Raw genomic sequence first — 18196 nt, forward strand, 5'->3', positions numbered from 1 at the left:
ACAGCCGTGTGAGCTGTCCTTCACCTACTCCACGAACGGGCCGTGCTCCGTAGGACACCCTGCCGGAGACAACACGCGCCGTACACCCGGGGAGCGCCCCGGACGACCACGCCAGGTCGCCGCCGCCGTTGCGCCCGACCTCCTGCCAGCCCCAGACCTCGTACTGCCCGGCCGGAGCGGTCGCCGGCGGCCGTCGGGTCCGCCACGTCAGGCTCGCGGCGGTGCCGTCGACTCGCGGACCGTCAGGGTGGGCGGGATGGGCAGCTCCGGCGGGAGCTCGTTGCCGGTGAGCTGGTCGAGGAGCAACGACACGCATCGACGCCCGAGCGCGGAGAAGTCCGGGCGCACCGTCGTCAGGGCCGGCCAGAAGAACTCGGCCTCGGGGATGTCGTCGAAGCCGACCACGCTGAGGTCCGCCGGGACGCGCACGCCGGACCGGTGGAGGCCCTGCAGGAGGCCCAGGGCCATCTGGTCGTTCGAGACGAACACGGCGGTGACGTCCAGGTGGCGGGCCAGCTCGATGGCAAGGTCGTGCCCGAACCGCGGCGACCAGTCACCCACGACGGGCTCGGGTGCCGGCAGCCCGGCCTGTGCCATCACGGTGCGCCAGCCCTGGACCCGCGCCTGGGAGTCCAGCCAGTCGGACGGGCCGGAGATGTGCATGATCCGGCGATGCCCCAGCCCGACCAGGTGCCGGGTGGCCAGCCGTGCCCCTTCGGCCTGGTCGATCGCGACGGTGCGTCGGCCGCCGCGACCGGCGGAGTCCACGGTGACGAAGGGGAGCTTCAGGGAGAACTCGTCGAACGAGTCGAGCATCGCCGCCTGGGGCGCGATCAGCACGAGGCCGTCGATGCCCTGGTCGACGAGGTGTCCCAGGGCGTCCTGCATCGGCTCGTGCCCGATCGAGGCGAGGTTCACGGTGCTCACGAAGTAGCCGGCGTCCCGCGCGGCCGTCTCGATGGCACGCTGGGTCTTCGGCGGCCCGTAGCGACCGTTGTCCGTCGAGACGATGCCGATCGTGCCCGACCGGCCATTCGCGAGCGCCTGTGCCACGCGGCTGGGCCGGTAGTGGAGGCGCTCCATGCTCGCCTCCACCCGCAGCCTGGTCGCAGCGCTGATGTTCGGGTGGTTGTTGATCACGCGGGAGACCGTCTGGTGCGAGACGCCGGCGGCGCGCGCGACGTCGCGGATGTTGGCTGCCTTCCCGCCCATGGCTCACCCGGTCCCGTCGACGATCACGTCCAGCACGGCTGCGCCGCGAAGCGCCCCTCTCGGACGACCCTCGCGACGATCCTAAGCCCGGTGCGGATTGTCGCGACGTGCTCCCCGCCGACGTGGTCGCGTTCCCACCGGACCTCACCCAGAACACGCCTTGACAACACCGAGATCAGGCGCCTACGTTGGCGGCACGGTCAGATTGTGACCGGTCACAATCTGACAACACATCGGCTAAGACAAGCGGGCGCTCCTCACTGCCGAGGCGTGCGGACGTCCTTCGTGCACAGCCGCTCGAGCAAAGATCGTCCCCCACCTGCCCGGTGCACTCATTCCGGCGCATCGCCCACCCGAACGGGAGCATGACAATGGTTCACAGGAGACTTCTTTCCGGCGTCGTCGGCGCGGGCATTCTTGCTCTCGCCCTGGCGGGTTGCTCCGGCGGCGACGCCGCGCCCACCGCGGACGACGGCACCGCCACCCCGGAGACCACCGCCGAGGCCGAGCCCGCCGAGCCCGTCACCCTGACGATGTGGACCCGGTCGGTCACGGCCGCCCAGTCCGAGGCGCTGGTGGCAGCGTTCAACGACGAGCACGACGGCGAGATCACTGTCGAGCTCACGGTCGTGCCGTTCCAGGAGTACCTGCAGAAGGTCAGTGCCGCTGCCAGCGGGGACAACCTCCCCGACCTGCTCGCGGCCAACGTGATCGACGGCCCGAACTACGCCGAGCTGGGCCTGTGGACCGACCTCACCGACCGGATCGCCGGCCTCGACTACGCCGACGCCCTCGCCCCGGCGCACATCGCCGCCGCGACGACCGACGGCGTCACCTACGCGGTGCCGCACGTCCTGGATGCCTCGGCGCTCTACTACAACAAGGTCCTCTTCGAGCAGGCCGGCCTCGACCCCGAGTCCCCGCCGACCACGCTCGCCGAGGTCGCGGAGGACGCTGCGGCGATCGCAGCCCTCGGCAACGGCATCGGCGGCCTGTACCTGCCGGGCGACTGCGGTGGCTGCCTCGCCTTCACCGTCTTCCCGTCCATCTGGGCAGCCGGCGGCACCGTGATGAACGAGGACGGCACCGAGGCGACGCTCGACTCGCCCGAGGCCGCTGAGGTCCTCGGCATCTACAACCAGATGTGGAACGACGGCTCGATGATCCCCGAGTCCCGCAACGAGAACGGTGCGACGCAGAACGCCGCGTTCGAGGCGGGCACCGCCGGCTTCGCGCTCCTGGGTTCGAAGGCCCTCGGGACGATCGCCGAGAACGACAAGCTCGAGATCGGCGTCGCGCCGATCCCCGGCCTCGACGGCGGCTCGTCGACCTTCGTCGGCGGCGACGTCATCGGGATCTCGTCCTCGTCCGAGTACGCCGACGCCGCCTGGACCTTCCTCGAGTGGACGCTCGACGAGCAGGTCCAGCTCGACATCTACGCCTCGGCCGGCTTCATGCCGGTGCGCACGGACCTCGCCGAGAACGAGTTCGCTGCCCAGGACCCCCGGGTCATGCTCTTCAACACCCTCGTGGAAGACGGTCAGACGCCGTACTCCGCCCGGTTCTTCCAGACGTTCAACGACCCGCAGGGACCGTTCCTCGCACTGGTCCGGGAAGCCGTCTTCGGCTCCGGCCCGGACAGCTTGCCGGCGAGCAACACCCTGGTGACCGAGTCCCTCCAGGACTCCTGACCCAGCGCGGCCCGGTCGCCGTCGTCCCCGGCGACCGGGCCCCTCTGGGCGGCTCGACCTCCCCTGACCCGACCCGACGCTCGACTCCCACGAAGGGCAGAACGATGACCACTGCAGTCGCGACTCCTCGCGCGACGATCGGGTCCTCGGACGCGTCCAGGAAGCGCCGTCGGCGCACCTCGTTGCGGGCGTGGCTCTACGCCGCGCCCGCAACGGCGGTCCTGATCCTGCTGTTCGTGATCCCGCTCGGGCTCGCCGTCTGGATGTCCCTGCACGACTGGCCCCTGCTCGGCGACGCGCCGACCCTGAACTTCCCGGCGAACTACGCCGAGATCCCCGACGAGCGGCTGTTCACCGCCGCCGTGGGCTTCACCGTGAAGTACACGGCGATCATCGCGGTCGTCCTGCTCACGCTCAGCCTCGGTCTCGCCCTGCTGATCCAGGAGTCGAAGCGGCGGGGCACCGGCGTCCTGCGCACGGTGTTCTTCCTGCCGGTGGTGACCGGGCTGACGACGGCCGCGCTGCTGTTCCTCGGGCTGCTCTCGCCGAGCGCCGGTCCGGTCGACGACATCCTGGCGTGGTTCGGGATCTCGGTGGACTTCCTCGGTGACCCGACGTGGGCCCTGATCTCGACGGTCGTCATGATGACGTGGCGGTTCGCCGGCTTCTACATGATCATCCTGCTCGCCGGCCTGCAGGCGATCCCGACCGAGCTCTACGAGGCGGCAGCGATCGACGGCGCCAACAAGTGGCGCGCCCTGCGCTCGGTGACGATCCCGCTGCTGCGCTCGACCCTCGCCCTGTGCACGGTCCTGATCGTCACCGGTGGGCTGGTCGCCTTCGAGCAGTTCTACGTGCTGACCCGCGGCGGGCCGGACAACTCCACCGTGACGATGGTGATGACGATCTTCCGCCAGGCCTTCAGCCAGTTCAACCTCGGCATGGCCGCGGCGATGTCCGTCGTCGTCCTGCTCGGTCTGGTGCTCCTGAACATGCTGCAGCTGCGCCTGATGCGCGACAAGGACGAGGTGGCCTGATGACTGCGACCTGGACACCGACACCTGACTCGACCACACCGGCCCGCCTGCCGCTGTCGATACCCACGACCGCTCGTGCGGCCCGCAGCGGTGCCGGGCGCCGGGCCCTGCGCATCGCCGGCGTCGTCCTCGTCGTCGTGCTGGTGATCTTCTTCGTCGGCCCGATCTTCTGGGTCGTCTGGGGCTCGATCCGCAACGACGGCGCGCTGTCCGGCGCGAACTACGCCCGCCTGGTGACCTATGGCGAAGGCCTCGGGACGTACCTGGCGAACACCGGGGTCGTGGTGCTCCTGACAGTGGTCGGTTCGCTGGTCGTCTCGGTCCTCGCCGGGTACGCCTTCGCCCGGTTGGCCTTCCCCGGGTCCAAGGCGCTGTTCGTCGGCATCCTGGCGATCCTCATGGTGCCGCACACGAGCCTGCTCATCCCGCTCTACATCTGGCTGGACCGGCTGTCGCTCGGCAACAGCCTGGTCGGCGTGAGCCTCGTGATGATCATGTATCAGATGCCCTTCTCGGTCTTCATGATGCGCAACGCGTTCGAGTCGGTGCCGCCCGAGCTCGAGGAGGCCGCGCTGATGGACGGCTGCTCACCGTTCGGTGCGCTGCGGCGGGTCGTGCTACCGGCGGTGGCGCCCGGGACGATCACCGTCGCCCTCTTCGCCTTCCTCGCCTCGTGGAACGAGTTCGTCACACCGCTGATCCTGCTGAGCGACGGCAACAAGTACACGCTCCCGCTGGCCCTCGTGAATCTCGTCCAGGGCGACTGGGGAATGATCGACTTCGGCGCCCTCCAGGCCGGGATCATCATTTCTGCGGCGCCGTGCATCGCATTGTTCTTCTTCCTGCAGCGCGCATTCGTCAACGGATTCACGAATGGCGCGGTCAAGGGATGACCACCCCCGCCGAGACGTACCAGAAACGACCAGGAGCACCGATGTCACACCCTGCACCGGGCGTCAGCCCCGTGATTCCCTCCGTCGGGGCGGTGGCACCCGTCGCGGCGAGCGCCGTGCGGCTCACCGCCGGCTTCTGGCGCACGCGCCAGGACCTCAACACCACGGCGCTGCTGGACCACTGCGACACCTGGATCGACCGCATGGGCTGGTACGACACGTTCAAGACGGCTGCCGGCATCGGTCCGGACAAGCCCCTCCAGGGCAAGCTCTTCACCGACGCCGACGTGTACAAGCTGCTCGAGGCGTTCGCCTGGGAGGTGGCGCAGCGGCCGGACAGCGTTCGCGAGGCCCGGATCGCGGAGATCGCCGGCCTGATCGCCGCAGCCCAGGAGGACGACGGGTACCTCAACACGTTCTTCGGGCCGCGCGGCCGCGAGGCGCGGTACACCGACCTCGCCCACGGTCACGAGCTCTACTGCGCGGGGCACCTGTTCCAGGCCGCTGTCGCGCGACTGCGCGGTGGCACCGAGGACGACCTGACCCGGGCCGCCATCCGGCTCGCGGACCGGATCTGCGAGGACTTCGGCGAGGGCGGCCTGACCGGCTCGGACGGCCACCCGGAGGTCGAGGTGGGCCTGATGGAGCTGTACCGGGCCACCGGGCAGACGCGCTACCTCGACCAGGCCCGGCGATTCGTCGACCAGCGCGGCCACCAGACGTTCGAGCACCACGCGATCGGGCACGAGTACTACCTCGACGACGTCCCGGTCCGCGAGGCGACGGTGCTGCGCGGGCACGTGGTGCGCGCGATGTACCTGACTGCCGGTGCCGTCGACCTCGCCGTCGAGTCCGGTGACGCCGAGCTGCTGGCCGCCCTGGTCACCCAGTGGGAGAACACCTGGGCGCGTCGGACGTACATCACCGGCGGCATGGGCTCGCGGCACCTGGGTGAGTCCTTCGGACGTGACTTCGAGCTGCCGCCGGACCGCGCCTACACCGAGACCTGTGGCGCCGTGGCCGCGATCCAGGTCGCCTGGCGGCTGCTGCTGGCGACCGGCCAGAGCCACTACGCCGACGCGATCGAACGCCTGCTCTACAACATGATCGCGACGTCGCCGAACGCCGAGGGCGACCGCTTCTTCTACGTCAACCCGCTGCTGGCCCGCGAGCCCGGCATCGAGGTGGCCGAGGGGGAGGCGCCGTTCCGCAAGGACACCCTGCGGGCCAACTGGTTCTGGGTCTCGTGCTGCCCGACCAACGTGGTGCGCCTGCTCTCCTCCCTGACCGGGTACTTCGCCACCGTGGACGACGCCGCGCTGACCGTCCAGCAGTACTTCACCGGCGAGGTCAGGACGCGGCTCGCGGACGGCCGTGAGGTCGGCATCGACGTCACGACGGACTATCCGTGGGACGGGCAGGTCGCGGTGCGGGTCGCCGGCTCACCCGGCACCTGGACGCTGCGCCTGCGCATCCCCGCCTGGGCGGCTGGGGCCACCGTCGAGGTCGACGGGCAGACCACGCAGGCGGAGCCGGGCTACGTGAGCCTCACCCGGGCCTGGGCCGACGGCGACGTCGTCCTGCTGAACCTGCCGGTGGTGGCGCGGCTGCAGCGCCCCGACAGCCGCATCGACGCCCTGCGCGGGACGGCCGCCGTCCAGCGCGGGCCCCTGGTCTACTGCGCCGAGTCCGTGGTGGCCGACACCGGGGCCGTGGATCTCGACACCTTCCGGCTCGACACCACCGCGCCGCTGGTGGAGGCCGCGGCCCAGGGGCCGAGCGACGCCGCCGAGGTGGTCAGGGTCCGCGGTGTGCTCGCCGACCCTGAGCCGACCCGTGCGTGGCCGTACGCCGAACCGGGAACCGGCGCGGTGCCGGTGCCCGGGGCCGGCGTCGGTGCCGGAGCTGCGGGCGCTGCGGGCGCTGCGGCCGAGATCGAGCTCGTCCCCTACTACGCGTGGTCCAACCGCGGACCGTCGACGATGCGGGTCTGGATCCCGGTCGACGGCGGCTGACCGGACCCACCGCACTGCGCTGCAGCTCACCGCACCACCCACCGAGAGGAACGCCATGTCCATGCCCGCGGAGAAGACCGCCATCGTGCTCATCGAGCCGCAGAACGACTTCCTGTCGCCCGGCGGCACCATGTACGCCCACATCGCCGACCAGCTCGCCGAGCGCGGTGTGATCGGCAACCTGCAGGCGCTGCTCGCCGGTGCCCGCGCGAAGGGCATCAAGGTCTTCTACGTGCCGTTCCACTCCTACGAGAAGGGCTTCCCCGAGCTCAAGGCCGGCGGCCCGGCGGTCGAGGGGCTGCGTGGCGTCGAGATGGACATGGTGGCGGACTGGGGCACCGGCGCCTGGCTGCGCGGAACGCCCGGTCCGGAGATCATCACCGAGCTGACCCCGGAGCCCGGCGACATCGTCATCGAGGGCAAGAAGACGCTCGACGCCTTCCACTCCACCGCGCTGGACTACCTGCTGCGGGCCAACGAGATCGAGCACGTCGCGATGACCGGCTTCCACACCAACTGGTGCGTCGAGTCGACCGCGCGCTCGGCCTACGACAAGGGTTACCGGGTCACGGTCCTGGCCGACTGCACCGCGACCGACACCGAGGAGGAGCAGTCCTACGCCGAGCGGATCATCTTCCCGCGGATCGGCAAGGTCATGACCTCCACGGAGTTCCTCGCCGGTGTCGTCTAGCGCTCCGTGCGTCCTGCTGGCACCCGACAAGTTCAAGGCCTCGGCCTCGGCGGCTGCCGTGGTCGCGGCCCTGGCCGACGGTGTGCGGCACAGCGCACCCGGGTCCGTCGTCATCGGCCGGCCGATCGCCGACGGCGGCGACGGGACGGTCGACGTGCTCCTGCACGGCGGCTACCGGCCGATGGGGGTGCCGGCCGCTGACGTGCTCGGTCGGCCACGCGTGACGGTGGTGGCGACCCGGGGCGGTCTGGCCGTGATCGAGCTGGCGTCCACCTGTGGGCTGGCCCAGCTCGGCTCCCGGCGCGAGCCGCTGCGCGCGACCAGCCTCGGTCTGGGGGTCGCGCTCCGGGAGGTGCTCGCGGCCGGCTTCCGCGACGTCGTCCTGGGGCTGGGGGGCAGCGCCTCGACGGACGGCGGGCTGGGGCTGCTCACGGCCATGGGCGCGCGCGGGCTGGACGTCCGTGGCCGGGTGGTGCCGCCCGACGGCGCCGGGCTGCTGCGCCTGACCGACCTGGACGTGTCCGGGATCGACCTCCCGGTCGGGGTGCGGATCCGGCTCGCCTGCGACGTCGTCTCGCCGATGCACGGCCCCGCCGGCGCAGCGACGGTCTTCGGGCCCCAGAAGGGCGCCTCGCCCACCGAGGTCGCGTCGCTCGACGCGGCCCTGGTGCGGCTCGCCGGGGTGCTTCGGGAGCGTTGCGGCGCCGATCCGGCGCAGACGCCCGGCGCGGGCGCGGCGGGGGCGGTCGCCGGTGCCGCGATCGCCGCCCTCGGGGCCGAGGTCGTCGACGGAGCGGTGTTCGTCCTGACGGCGACCGGCTTCGACGAGGCGCTCGCGACGGCCGACCTCGTGGTGACCGGAGAGGGGTCGTGGGACGCCCAGAGCCTCCTGGGCAAGGGGCCCGGCGAGGTGGTGCGCCGGGCCCGGCAGGCCGGCGTGCCGGCTGTCGTCGTCGCGGGCCAGATCGACGCCGGATCCCTCGACGGCACCGGCGTCGTCATGGGGGTGAGCCTGGCGGAGGTCGCGGGCTCGGTCGACCGTGCGATCGTCGACGTGCTGCCGCTGCTCCGCGGGGCCGGGGTCGCTGTCGGCGAGCTGCTGCTCCGCGACAGGTGATCCCGCCCGCGCCGCCGGTGTTCCCGCCGTCGACCGGTGATCCCGCCGGCGACGTGGGTACCCTCACCCCGTGCCAGAGGGTCATACCGTCCATCGGATCGCCATGCAGCTGACCGCCGACCTCGTCGGGCACCCGGCCGCCGTGAGCTCACCCCAGGGCCGGTTCGCGGCCGGGGCGGCGCTGCTCGACGGGCGGACGATCACGCAGGCCCGCGCGGTCGGCAAGCAGCTGCTGGTCGCCTTCGACGCCGGGGACGCCGACCTCACCCGCTGGTTGCGGGTCCACCTGGGCCTGTACGGCGCCTGGGACTTCCACGGCCGGATCTCGGCGGTCACCGCCGAGAGCGTCGCGGTCGGCTCGATGGGTGCGCCCCGGCTGCGGCGCGCGGTGCGGATGGGCGAGGGGGAGCACGCGGTCGGGCCCGACGACGGCGCCGCCCCCGCCTTCCCGCCCGCACCGGTCGGCCAGGTCCGGGTGCGCCTGCTGACCGACGAGTCCCTGGCCGACCTGCGTGGCCCGGCGGCGTGCGAGGTGCTGACCCCGGACGACGTCGCGGCCCTGGTCGCCGCGGCGGGTCCCGACCCGCGGGTCGACGCGTGGCCGGACCCTGAGGCGACGGCCGTCGAGCGCCTGACCGCTCGCCGGACCGCCGTCGGCCAGCTCCTCATGGACCAGTCGGTGATCAGCGGGATCGGCAACATCTACCGGGCCGAGCTGCTCTTCCGGGCCCGGCTGGACCCACGCACCCCCGGTCGGCAGGTCCCGGTCGAGATCGCCCGCGGTCTCTGGCGGGACTGGGTCGGTCTGCTGGACGACGGCGTGCGCACCGGGGTGATGGTCACGCGCGAGGGGCTCGACGCCGAGGGTCGGTCTCGGGCGCTCGCCGACCGCTCCGAGCGGCATGCGGTCTACGGCCGGGCCGGCGAGCCGTGCCTGGTCTGCGGGACGCCGATCGCCCGGGCGGACCTGGCGGGCCGCACCCTCTACTGGTGCCCGGCCTGCCAGGTGTGACGGCCGAGCGCCCGGCGTGACGGCCTGGTGTGACGGCGGGGTGGCCGGTCAGAGCTCGTCGAGCGGCACGTCGGGATCGGCGAGCCGGGCGAGGTCGACTGTGCGTCCCGAGACGATCAGCGCCTCGATCCGCTCGCTGACGTCCCAGATGTTGATGGTGGCACCGGCCAGCACCGTCCCGGAGCCGGCTCCGTCGGTCCGTACCCAGAACGCCAGGAGCTCGCGACCTGCGACGTCGCCGCGGAGCACGACCTCGTCGGACCGGCCCGGCTCGACGTGACCGACGTACTCCATGCCCAGGTCGTACTGGTCGGTGAAGAAGAAGGGCAGCCGCGCGTCGACCGCGTCGATCCCGAGGATGGTCCGTGCCGCGACCTCGCCCTGGCGGGTCGCGTTGGCCCAGTGCTCGACGCGCAGCCGGCGGTGCAGCACGGGGTGCAGGGCGTCGGCCACGTCGCCGATCGCGAGCACGTGCGGATCGGCGGTCCGCAGGTGCTCGTCGACGACGATGCCGTCGTCGACCTCAAGGCCCGCGTCCGCCGCCAAGGAGACGTTCGGCACGATCCCGATGCCGACCAGGACGGCGTCGGCCGCGACGGTGCTGCCGTCCGCGAGGCGCACGCCGCTGACCGAGCGTCCGTCCTCGGTGAGCAGCTCGCTGACCTGCACCCCCGTGCGCAGGTCCACACCGTGCTCGCGGTGCAGCTCCGCCAGGATCGTGGCGACCCGGGGGCCGAGCACCCGGAGCAGCGGCAGCTCCGCCACCTCGAGCACCGTGACCTCGAGCCCGGCTCCGCGTGCGGCGGCGGCGGCCTCCAGGCCGATCCAGCCGCCACCGACGATCGCCAGACGGTCCGCGGCGACGAAGGCGTCGGCGAGCTCGTCGGAGTCCTCCAGCCGGCGCAGGTAGTGCACGCCGTCCAGGCCGGCGCCGGGGACGTCGAGCAGGCGCGGGCGCGATCCGGTCGCCAGGACGAGGTCCGTCCAGCCGATCCGTTCGCCGTCGTCGAGCAGCACCTCGCGGGAGTCCCGGTCGACGGCGGTGACCGTCCGGCCCAGCCGTAGCTCGACGTCGTGCTCGTCGTACCAGTCGGCCGGGTGGACGAAGACGGTGCTCCGCTCGGCGGTGCCCTGCAGGTACGCCTTGGACAGCGGCGGCCGCTCGTAGGGCAGGTGCTCCTCGTCGCCGACCAGCACGATCCGCCCGGTCCAGCCCTCGGCGCGCAGGGTCGTGGCCACGGTGGCACCGGCAAGGCTCGCGCCGACGACGACGACGACGGTGGGTCCGGCTGGTGCTGCTGATGACGTCATCGTGTCCTCCGAAGTCTCACGGCCGGGCCGGGCGGCTGCGGGAGCCGCGTCGTCGCGGTCCCAATGGCAGGGTAGGGCCATGGATCTGCGCATCTTCACCGAGCCCCAGCAGGGCGCGACCTACGACGACATCCTGCGCGTGGCCCAGGCCACCGAGGAGCTCGGCTACGACGGCTTCTTCCGGTCGGACCACTACCTGGCCACGGGCGACAGCCATGGCCTGCCCGGACCGACCGACGCCTGGACCACCCTCGCCGGGTTGGCCCGCGAGACCAGCCGGATCCGGCTCGGCACCCTGGTGTCCTCGGCGACCTTCCGTCACCCCGGGGTCCTGGCGATCCAGGTGGCCCAGGTGGACCAGATGTCCGGCGGCCGGGTCGAGCTGGGCCTGGGCGCCGGGTGGTTCGCGCGGGAGCACGAGGCCTACGGCATCCCGTTCCCCGAGAAGCGGTTCGACCTGCTCACCGAGCAGCTCGAGATCGTCACCGGGCTCTGGGCGACGCCCGTGCGCGGGACCTTCGAGCACCACGGTGCGCACTACACGCTGACCGACTGCCCCGGGCTGCCCAAGCCCGTGCAGCGCAGCACCGTCCTGCCCGGCGCCGCCGGTGTGCCGGTGATCGTCGGGGGCAGCGGGCCGCGCCGGACGCCCGCGCTCGCAGCCCGGTTCGCCGGCGAGTACAACGCGTCCTTCCCGCCACTGGCGGAGATCGGACCCCGGTTCGCCCGGGTGCGGGCCGCGTGCGAGGAGATCGGCAGACCCGCGGACGACCTCGTCTACTCGGTGGCCCTGGTGATGTGCGTCGGCGCGGACGATGCCGAGGTCGCCCGGCGGGCCGAGGCGATCGGCCGCGAACCCCAGGAGCTGCGCGCCAACGGGGTCGCGGGCACCGTCGACGAGGCCACCGAGCGGCTGGCGGCCCTCGCGGCCGAGGGCGTCCAGCGGGTGTACCTCCAGGTGCTCGACCTGGCGGACCTCGACCATCTGGCGCTGGTCGCCCAGGAGGTCGCTCCGCGGCTGCGCTGAGCCGCCCGGGCCTCGGCGTCGTACCCGGGCCTGCGTCGACCGCCCCTCGTCGTCCGCCCGGTATGTGACCTGTTCCACATGTCCAGTTCATGCCGATGTCATCCGGTCTTGCTAGGTTCGTGCACCTCACGGAGAGCGCGCACCAGGTGCGCACCGTGCACCGGGCGCCAACGTTGCCGTCGCACCCGGTGGTGACGGCCTGTCGGCCCACCATCGCCCTGAGTCCCCGATCCCGGGAGTCCCAGTGACGACGCAGACCACCTTCGACCGACTCGTGACCGAACCCCGCAGGACCGACCCGACGCGCGCCGGACGGGCGTCCGCCCCGACCGGAGCGCCGACCCGCACCCCGGAGAACGCCGCAGCGCAGAGCCCGTCGCTGATGCTGCTCGTGCTGCTCGCCAGCGCAGGTGTCGTGGTGTACGCGGTCTTCCTGCTCAACCCGGCCAACCGTGGCGACTGGCTGCCGTACCTGCTGGTCATCACCGCGGAGACCGTGCTCGTGAGCCACGCCCTGCTGGCGATGTGGACAGTGCTCTCCAGCGGCCACGACCCCCGCGGGTTCGCCTTCCACCACGCCCAGGACCAGCTCTACGACCTGCCTGGCATCATCGGGGCAGGGGCCGAGAACCAGCCCCACCGGTGGCCGATGCTCCTGCGGGACCGCGAGGTGGGCATCGACGTGTTCATCACCACGTACGGCGAGGACCTGAGCACGATCCGGCGGACCGTCTCGGCTGCCGTCGGGATGCACGGCGAGCACATCACCTGGGTGCTCGACGACGGCCGCTCGGACGAGGTCCGGGACCTGGCGGCCGAGCTCGGCGCCCGCTACGTGCGGCGGCTGTCGGGCAACGGCGCCAAGGCCGGCAACATCAACCACGCGCTGAGCCTCGCCTCGGGCGAGTACTTCGCGATCTTCGATGCCGACTTCGTGCCGTTGCCGGGGTTCTTGCACGAGACGGTGCCGTTCTTCGCCTCCGACGACGTCGCGTTCGTGCAGACGCCGCAGACCTACGGCAACCTGAACAACCTCGTCTCGCGTGGCGCCGGCTACATGCAGGCCGTGTTCTACCGGTTCGTCCAGCCGGGGCGGAACCGGTTCAACGCCGCGTTCTGCGTCGGCACCAACGTCATCTTCCGGCGGGCCGCGATCGACCAGATCGGCGGCATCTACTCGGACTCGAAGTCCGAGGACGTCTGGACCTCGCTCATGCTGCACCAGCGCGGGTGGCGGTCGGTCTACATCCCGATGACCCTCGCCATCGGGGACACCCCCGAGACCATCGAGGCGTACACCAAGCAGCAGCTGCGCTGGGCGACCGGCGGCTTCGAGATCATGCTCACGCACAACCCGATGACCCGACGTCGTGGGCTCACCCTCGACCAGCGGCTGCAGTACACGGTCACCGCCACGCACTACCTGACCGGGATCTGCCCGCTGCTCCTGCTGCTCGTGCCACCGCTGCAGATCTATCTGGGCCTGTCCCCGATGAACCTGCAGATCTCGCCGCTGACCTGGCTGCTGTACTACGCCGGGTTCTACGTCCTGCAGATCGTCGTCGCGTTCTACACCCTCGGCTCGTTCCGCTGGGAGGTGCTGATGCTGGCGACCGTCTCGTTCCCGATCTACCTGCGCGCCCTGGTCAACGCGGTCCTCCGGCGGGAGCAGCGGTGGCACGTGACGGGCAGCACCGGGACGGCCACGTCACCGTTCAACTACATCCTTCCGCAGGCGCTCTTCTTCGCCTTCCTGCTGCTGACCTCGGTCGTGGGCGGCTGGAAGGACCTCGCCAACGGAACCCTGAGCCTCGCGCTCGCCTGGAACGTGACCAACACCGTCGTGCTCGGCGCGTTCATGGTCACGGCGCTGCGCGAGGCACACGCCGCCCGCCGGGTGCGGCGCGTCGAGCGGATCGCGGCGCGCCACCCGCGCCGGAGGCTCGACGGCCCGATCGCGACGGCCGAGGCCCAGCCGGCGGGAGGTGCACGATGACCTGGGGCAACCGGTTCCGGCTGGCCGTCGGGCTGATCGCGGTGTTCGTCGTCGCCGCCCTCGGCACCTACCACCTCAACGAGACGCGCGGCGTCGCGGAGAGCTCGTCCGCGCAGATCGCCGCCGACTCCTACACGGTCGGGGCCGCCTACGCGGGCCTCGTGGTCGACCAGCTGGTCGAGGTCGGGCAGGTGGTCGCCGAGAACGACGCCCTGTTCGTGATCGAGTCGGCGACCCTGCAGCACGACATCGCCGTGGGGCTCGTGCCGTCGGGTGCGATCGGTGAGGATCTCGACGAGCAGGGCCGATTCGTGGTCCGGGCCACGGGCCCCGGGACCGTCACCGAGCTGGACGCCGCCGCGGGGACGTTCGTGCAGGCGTCGAGCGAGGTGGCCACCGTGCAGAAGGCCGCCAGCCTCTACGTGCAGGCCGAGTACGAGCTCGGCACGCAGGAGTACGCGCGCCTCGCGGACGACGCCCGGGTCACCATCGTGCTGCCGGACGAGCGGGAGCTCACCGGGCGGGTCGACGGGCTGTCCGTCACCACGGCCGGCGGCCGCGCCCAGGTCGTGGTCCGGGTGACGTCGCCGACGTTGACCGACGACGCGGACGGCGACCCCCTGGTGGCAGCCGGCACCCCGGTGACCGCCCGGCTGCACCTGCGCAACGACGGGGTGGTGACCCGGGTCTCGGCGGCCGTCGAACGGTTCGTCCGGGAGGTGGCGCCGTGACCGGGCGGTCGACCGGGCGGTCGACCGGGCGGCGGCGGATGGTGCTGATCGGCAGCGTCGGCACTGTCGGCACTGTCGGCGTGATCGCCGTGCTCCTGGCCGCGTCGGCCCTGCGTCTGGGGCACAGTGGGGGAGTGATCTCCGACGGCGGCCCGACCGACAGTCCGTCCGGCAGCCCGATCGGCACGGTGGCCGGTGACGGCACCGCCGACGGTCCGCCCGACGCGCCGCTGCCCGAGGTCGACACCGATGGCCTGGTCGGAGCGATCCACCACGCCGCCGCGGCGAAGGTCGACCCCGCACGGCTGGCACCCGGGCTGGTCCCGCCGACCAACCGCTGGTTCAGCGGGCTGGTCTTCGGCGACGAGCCGCAGCCGGTCTTCCCGCTGCCGCTCTCCGCTGCGCTGACCGGGTCCGGCTTCTCGCTCGGCGTGCCGGAGCCGGTGACGAGCGCGGCGGCGATCGTCGGCCCGCACCAGCCCGCGCTGACGGTCGACGTGGCCGCCGGCGGCGTGCGGGTCGGCGCCTACGACGCCGCGAGCGTGACGGTCGAGCTGCTCGGCGACGACGGCCAGGCGGGCGCCGCCGTCCTCGGCCGGCTGCTGCTGGCCGAGGGTTCGCCGTTCGTGAGCCTGACGGCCGACGAGTCCGGCCCCGGCCTGAGCATGACTGTCGACGCCGTTTTCGAACCGACCCCGGACGGCCCGGCATCCGCGACGGCGGTGATCTCCGGCCGCGAGTGGGCCCTGGTCGTGCCCGACGGCTCGATCACCGACACCGGCGGTCTCCGGCTGGCAGCGGGACAGAGCGCGACCTGGTACCCGCTGCCGGACGAGCCCGGCTCGTCGTCGGGCCCGTCCGGCAGCGCGGCGGAGGTGCTCGCCCGGGCCGCCGCCGACCAGGTCGTCGGTACCGAGGTGAGCTACGGGGTCGGCGAGGGTCACGCGCGCACGACGATCGCCTACCGGACCCGGACCGGTCAGCCCACGGCGGTCGTCACCATGCCGCACCATCGCACCGGGGAGCAGCCGGACCGGGACGGGTGCGGTCTGGGCAGCTACCCGAGCGTCCACGGCACGCTCGAGCTGTGCGCCGGGTCGATCCTCACGTCCTGGGCCCCGGTCATCGAGCCCGCCGGCTCCCTCGACCTGTCAGCGGTACCGGCCGACCGCCGCGCCGCCGTCGTCGAGCAGCTGCGCCTGGACGTCGTGGCAACGCCTGCGTTCCCTTCGGACACCTACTTCGGCGGGAAGGCCCTGTACCGGGCCGCGACCCTCGTCGCCCTCGGCCGCGAGCTCGGGGCCGACGACGTCGTCGCGCCGTTGCGGGAGCAGGTCGAGGCGGCGCTGCGCGAGTGGACCGAGCCCGACGGCTGCGCCCGCCGGGACGCCCGGTGCTTCGTCTACGACGAGGCAGCGCGTGGCGTCGTCGGCCTGACCCCGTCCTTCGGGTCGGACGAGTTCAACGACCATCACTTCCACTACGGCTACCTGCTCGCGGCGGCCGGGATCCTTGCCGCGGACGACCCGGCGCTCGCGCGCGACCTGGCCCCGGTGATGGACCTGCTGGCCCAGGACATCGCCGCCGCCCGGCCCGGTCCGTGGTTCCCGCAGCTCAGGGTCTTCGACGTCTACGCCGGGCACTCGTGGGCCTCGGGGACGGTGCCGTTCGCCGACGCCAACAACCAGGAGTCCAGCTCCGAGGCCGTCAACGCCTGGAACGGCCTGGGGCTGTGGGCGCAGGCGACCGGGCAGGCGGAGCTCGTCACCGAGGCGACCTGGCTGGCCTCGACCGAGGCGGCCTCGGCCCGCACCTACTGGACCGACCTCGACCTGGACGACCCGCTCTACGACGGGTTCGAGCACCAGGTCGTCTCGCTGGTCTGGGGCGGCAAGCGGGACTACGCGACGTGGTTCAGCGCGGAGCCGAACGCGATGCTGGGCATCCTGCTCATCCCGATGGGGCCGGTCTCGCAGTACCTGGCAGGCGACCCGGCGGGGATCCGGGAGCGTGTCGCGGAGGCTGCCCCCGACGGGTACGGCGTGCAGTTCGGCGACTACCTGCTGATGTACCTGGCGCTCGCCGGTCGGCAGGACGCCGAGCAGGCATGGCAGGCCGCGGCCGGCCTGCCCGACACCGCGATCGACGACGGCAGCTCCCGCGCGTACCTGATGGCGTGGCTCGCCCAGCACGCGGCCGCGGCCACGGGCTGAACCCGGTCAGCGCTCGGAGCGCCCGACCGGTGCGCCGCGGACGGCGTGCGCCAGCCCGACCGCGGCGACGGTGAGCACCGCGACTAGCAGCACGTTGCGGGCTGCCAGGGTCAGCGCGGGCAGGGCGTCGCCCGCGAGCAGGTCCATGTACCACCAGGGGAAGACCGCCTGCGTCAAGCCCGCCGCCACGAGTGCGAGCACGGCTGCCCCGACGACCCACCGCGGCCTGCCGCCCCGGTCGACGCCCGCGGTGAGCAGAACCGCGAACGGCGCGGCGAGCCAGGCCAGGAACTGCGGCGAGCCGACCTTGTTGGTCACGATCAGCACCGTCAGAAGGGTCAGCGCCGCAGGGAGCAGCGCAGCCTGCGCCGTCCCTCGGCGCCGGGCGAGGAGCAGCACCGCGGCGAGCGCGGCGACGGCGAGGGCGAGCACGACGTCGAGGGCCGCCGCGGCCGTCGTCGTACCGGGACCGGTGACCTCGTACGTGGTCAGGGCCTCGTTGAGCGTGATCCGTACGTCGTCGCGGGACAGGGTGGCGAGCACCCACGGTGTGGCGGTGACCGACTCGACCTGCAGACCACGGCCCTGCTGGGTGGTCAGGAACCCGGTGAGCCGGGAGAGCCCGCCGCCGGCCGCGACGGTGCACACGACGACCGCGCAGACCGCCGCTGCCGGGGCGACGACGTCGCGCACAGGCCGACGGGACGCCGCGACCAGTGGCAGCAGGAGCGCGCCCGGGGCGACCTTGACCCAGGCCCCGGCGGTGAGCAGCGCGGTGGCGATCGCCATGGCCGGTGGGCTGCGCAGCGCGAGCACCAGCGCGACCACCATGAGCGGTGCGACGATCGCGTCGAGCCGTCCGACGGCCACCGGACCGAGCAGGGCGAGGAAGGCGAGCCACCACCAGGCGCCGGCCGTGGTCGCAGCTCGTCGGACCAGCACGACGACCGCCACCGCGTCGAGGGCCGTCACCAGGAGGCACCAGCCGAGGGCGTAGCCGACGGTGGAGACGGTCGTGCCCACCGCCGGCAGCAGCATCGGGACCAGCGCGCCGACGGGGTACACCCAGGCGTCGTCGAGCACCGGCCACTGGCCCCGCTCCAGGGCGAGGTACATCCACCAGCGGTAGAGGTCGACGTCGTGGAACGCCTCGGCCGGGACGACGAGCACCCCGAGGACCGTCAGCCACAGGTGCACCAGGACGAAGGCCACCCACAGTGCGGCACGGCCCCGTGCCGCACCGGTCACAG

General features: G+C 72.5%; 14 protein-coding genes. 11 read left to right on the forward strand and 3 right to left on the reverse strand.

Going from position 1 to position 18196, the window contains the following annotated elements; all coding sequences use genetic code 11:
* Positions 1-207: 207 nt before the first annotated feature.
* Positions 208-1212, reverse strand: coding sequence for a LacI family DNA-binding transcriptional regulator (locus K415_RS0107975; protein WP_024286548.1), 1005 nt, complete (start codon positions 1210-1212; stop codon positions 208-210).
* Positions 1213-1577: 365 nt separating this feature from the next.
* On the opposite strand from K415_RS0107975, the gene K415_RS0107980 reads away from it, so the two are divergent.
* The 7 genes from K415_RS0107980 to K415_RS0108010 all read left to right on the forward strand — a co-directional run bounded on the left by K415_RS0107980 (position 1578) and on the right by K415_RS0108010 (position 9668).
* Positions 1578-2903, forward strand: a complete 1326-nt coding sequence (locus K415_RS0107980; RefSeq protein WP_029663384.1) for a sugar ABC transporter substrate-binding protein — start codon at positions 1578-1580, stop codon at positions 2901-2903.
* Between the two features lie 104 nt (positions 2904-3007).
* On the forward strand, positions 3008-3940 hold the full coding sequence (locus K415_RS0107985) for a carbohydrate ABC transporter permease (protein WP_024286550.1): 933 nt from the start codon (positions 3008-3010) through the stop codon (positions 3938-3940).
* The gene (locus K415_RS0107990) at positions 3940-4833 is read left to right on the forward strand and encodes a carbohydrate ABC transporter permease (protein ID WP_024286551.1); all 894 of its coding nucleotides are present in this window, start codon (positions 3940-3942) and stop codon (positions 4831-4833) included. Before K415_RS0107985 ends, K415_RS0107990 begins: the two co-directional genes overlap by 1 nt.
* A 41-nt stretch (positions 4834-4874) precedes the next feature.
* Positions 4875-6848 carry a glycoside hydrolase family 127 protein gene (locus K415_RS0107995; protein WP_029663386.1) on the forward strand — a complete coding sequence of 658 codons (1974 nt, stop codon included), beginning with the start codon at positions 4875-4877 and terminating at the stop codon, positions 6846-6848.
* A gap of 55 nt (positions 6849-6903) precedes the next feature.
* The gene (locus tag K415_RS0108000) at positions 6904-7539 is read left to right on the forward strand and encodes a cysteine hydrolase family protein (protein WP_081784944.1); all 636 of its coding nucleotides are present in this window, start codon (positions 6904-6906) and stop codon (positions 7537-7539) included.
* Positions 7529-8656, forward strand: coding sequence for a glycerate kinase (locus K415_RS0108005; protein ID WP_024286554.1), 1128 nt, complete (start codon positions 7529-7531; stop codon positions 8654-8656). Before K415_RS0108000 ends, K415_RS0108005 begins: the two co-directional genes overlap by 11 nt.
* A gap of 70 nt (positions 8657-8726) precedes the next feature.
* Positions 8727-9668 carry an Fpg/Nei family DNA glycosylase gene (locus K415_RS0108010; RefSeq protein WP_029663388.1) on the forward strand — a complete coding sequence of 314 codons (942 nt, stop codon included), beginning with the start codon at positions 8727-8729 and terminating at the stop codon, positions 9666-9668.
* Positions 9669-9716: 48 nt separating this feature from the next.
* Here the strand turns inward: K415_RS0108010 and K415_RS0108015 are convergent, their stop codons facing one another.
* Positions 9717-10979, reverse strand: coding sequence for an NAD(P)/FAD-dependent oxidoreductase (locus K415_RS0108015; protein ID WP_029663389.1), 1263 nt, complete (start codon positions 10977-10979; stop codon positions 9717-9719).
* A 79-nt stretch (positions 10980-11058) separates the two neighbouring features.
* On the opposite strand from K415_RS0108015, the gene K415_RS0108020 reads away from it, so the two are divergent.
* The 4 genes from K415_RS0108020 (at position 11059) to K415_RS0108035 (ending at position 16946) form a co-directional block, all read left to right on the forward strand.
* Positions 11059-12006 (forward strand): LLM class F420-dependent oxidoreductase, encoded by a 948-nt coding sequence (locus K415_RS0108020; RefSeq protein ID WP_024286555.1) that lies wholly within the window; start codon positions 11059-11061, stop codon positions 12004-12006.
* 244 nt (positions 12007-12250) lie between these two features.
* Positions 12251-14002 carry a glycosyltransferase gene (locus K415_RS0108025; RefSeq protein ID WP_024286556.1) on the forward strand — a complete coding sequence of 584 codons (1752 nt, stop codon included), beginning with the start codon at positions 12251-12253 and terminating at the stop codon, positions 14000-14002.
* Positions 13999-14733 carry an HlyD family efflux transporter periplasmic adaptor subunit gene (locus tag K415_RS0108030; RefSeq protein ID WP_024286557.1) on the forward strand — a complete coding sequence of 245 codons (735 nt, stop codon included), beginning with the start codon at positions 13999-14001 and terminating at the stop codon, positions 14731-14733. The genes K415_RS0108025 and K415_RS0108030 overlap by 4 nt, the downstream gene beginning before the upstream one ends.
* Complete coding sequence (locus K415_RS0108035) at positions 14730-16946, forward strand: glycosyl hydrolase (protein ID WP_024286558.1); 2217 nt, start codon at positions 14730-14732, stop codon at positions 16944-16946. Before K415_RS0108030 ends, K415_RS0108035 begins: the two co-directional genes overlap by 4 nt.
* Positions 16947-16952: 6 nt before the next feature.
* Here the strand turns inward: K415_RS0108035 and K415_RS0108040 are convergent, their stop codons facing one another.
* Complete coding sequence (locus tag K415_RS0108040; RefSeq protein WP_024286559.1) at positions 16953-18194, reverse strand: glycosyltransferase 87 family protein; 1242 nt, start codon at positions 18192-18194, stop codon at positions 16953-16955.
* Positions 18195-18196: the final 2 nt, after the last annotated feature.

It is taken from the genome of Cellulomonas sp. KRMCY2 (assembly GCF_000526515.1).
In the GTDB taxonomy this organism is placed as follows: Bacteria; Actinomycetota; Actinomycetes; order Actinomycetales; family Cellulomonadaceae; genus Actinotalea.

Coding starts and splice junctions, on each gene's coding strand:
- K415_RS0108000 (WP_081784944.1), top strand. CDS start 6,904: ATGTCCATGCCCGCGGAGAAGACCGCCATCGTGCTCATCGAGCCGCAG.
- K415_RS0107995 (WP_029663386.1), top strand. CDS start 4,875: ATGTCACACCCTGCACCGGGCGTCAGCCCCGTGATTCCCTCCGTCGGG.
- K415_RS0108015 (WP_029663389.1), bottom strand. CDS start 10,979: ATGACGTCATCAGCAGCACCAGCCGGACCCACCGTCGTCGTCGTCGTC.
- K415_RS0107990 (WP_024286551.1), top strand. CDS start 3,940: ATGACTGCGACCTGGACACCGACACCTGACTCGACCACACCGGCCCGC.
- K415_RS0107985 (WP_024286550.1), top strand. CDS start 3,008: ATGACCACTGCAGTCGCGACTCCTCGCGCGACGATCGGGTCCTCGGAC.
- K415_RS0108020 (WP_024286555.1), top strand. CDS start 11,059: ATGGATCTGCGCATCTTCACCGAGCCCCAGCAGGGCGCGACCTACGAC.
- K415_RS0107975 (WP_024286548.1), bottom strand. CDS start 1,212: ATGGGCGGGAAGGCAGCCAACATCCGCGACGTCGCGCGCGCCGCCGGC.
- K415_RS0107980 (WP_029663384.1), top strand. CDS start 1,578: ATGACAATGGTTCACAGGAGACTTCTTTCCGGCGTCGTCGGCGCGGGC.
- K415_RS0108030 (WP_024286557.1), top strand. CDS start 13,999: ATGACCTGGGGCAACCGGTTCCGGCTGGCCGTCGGGCTGATCGCGGTG.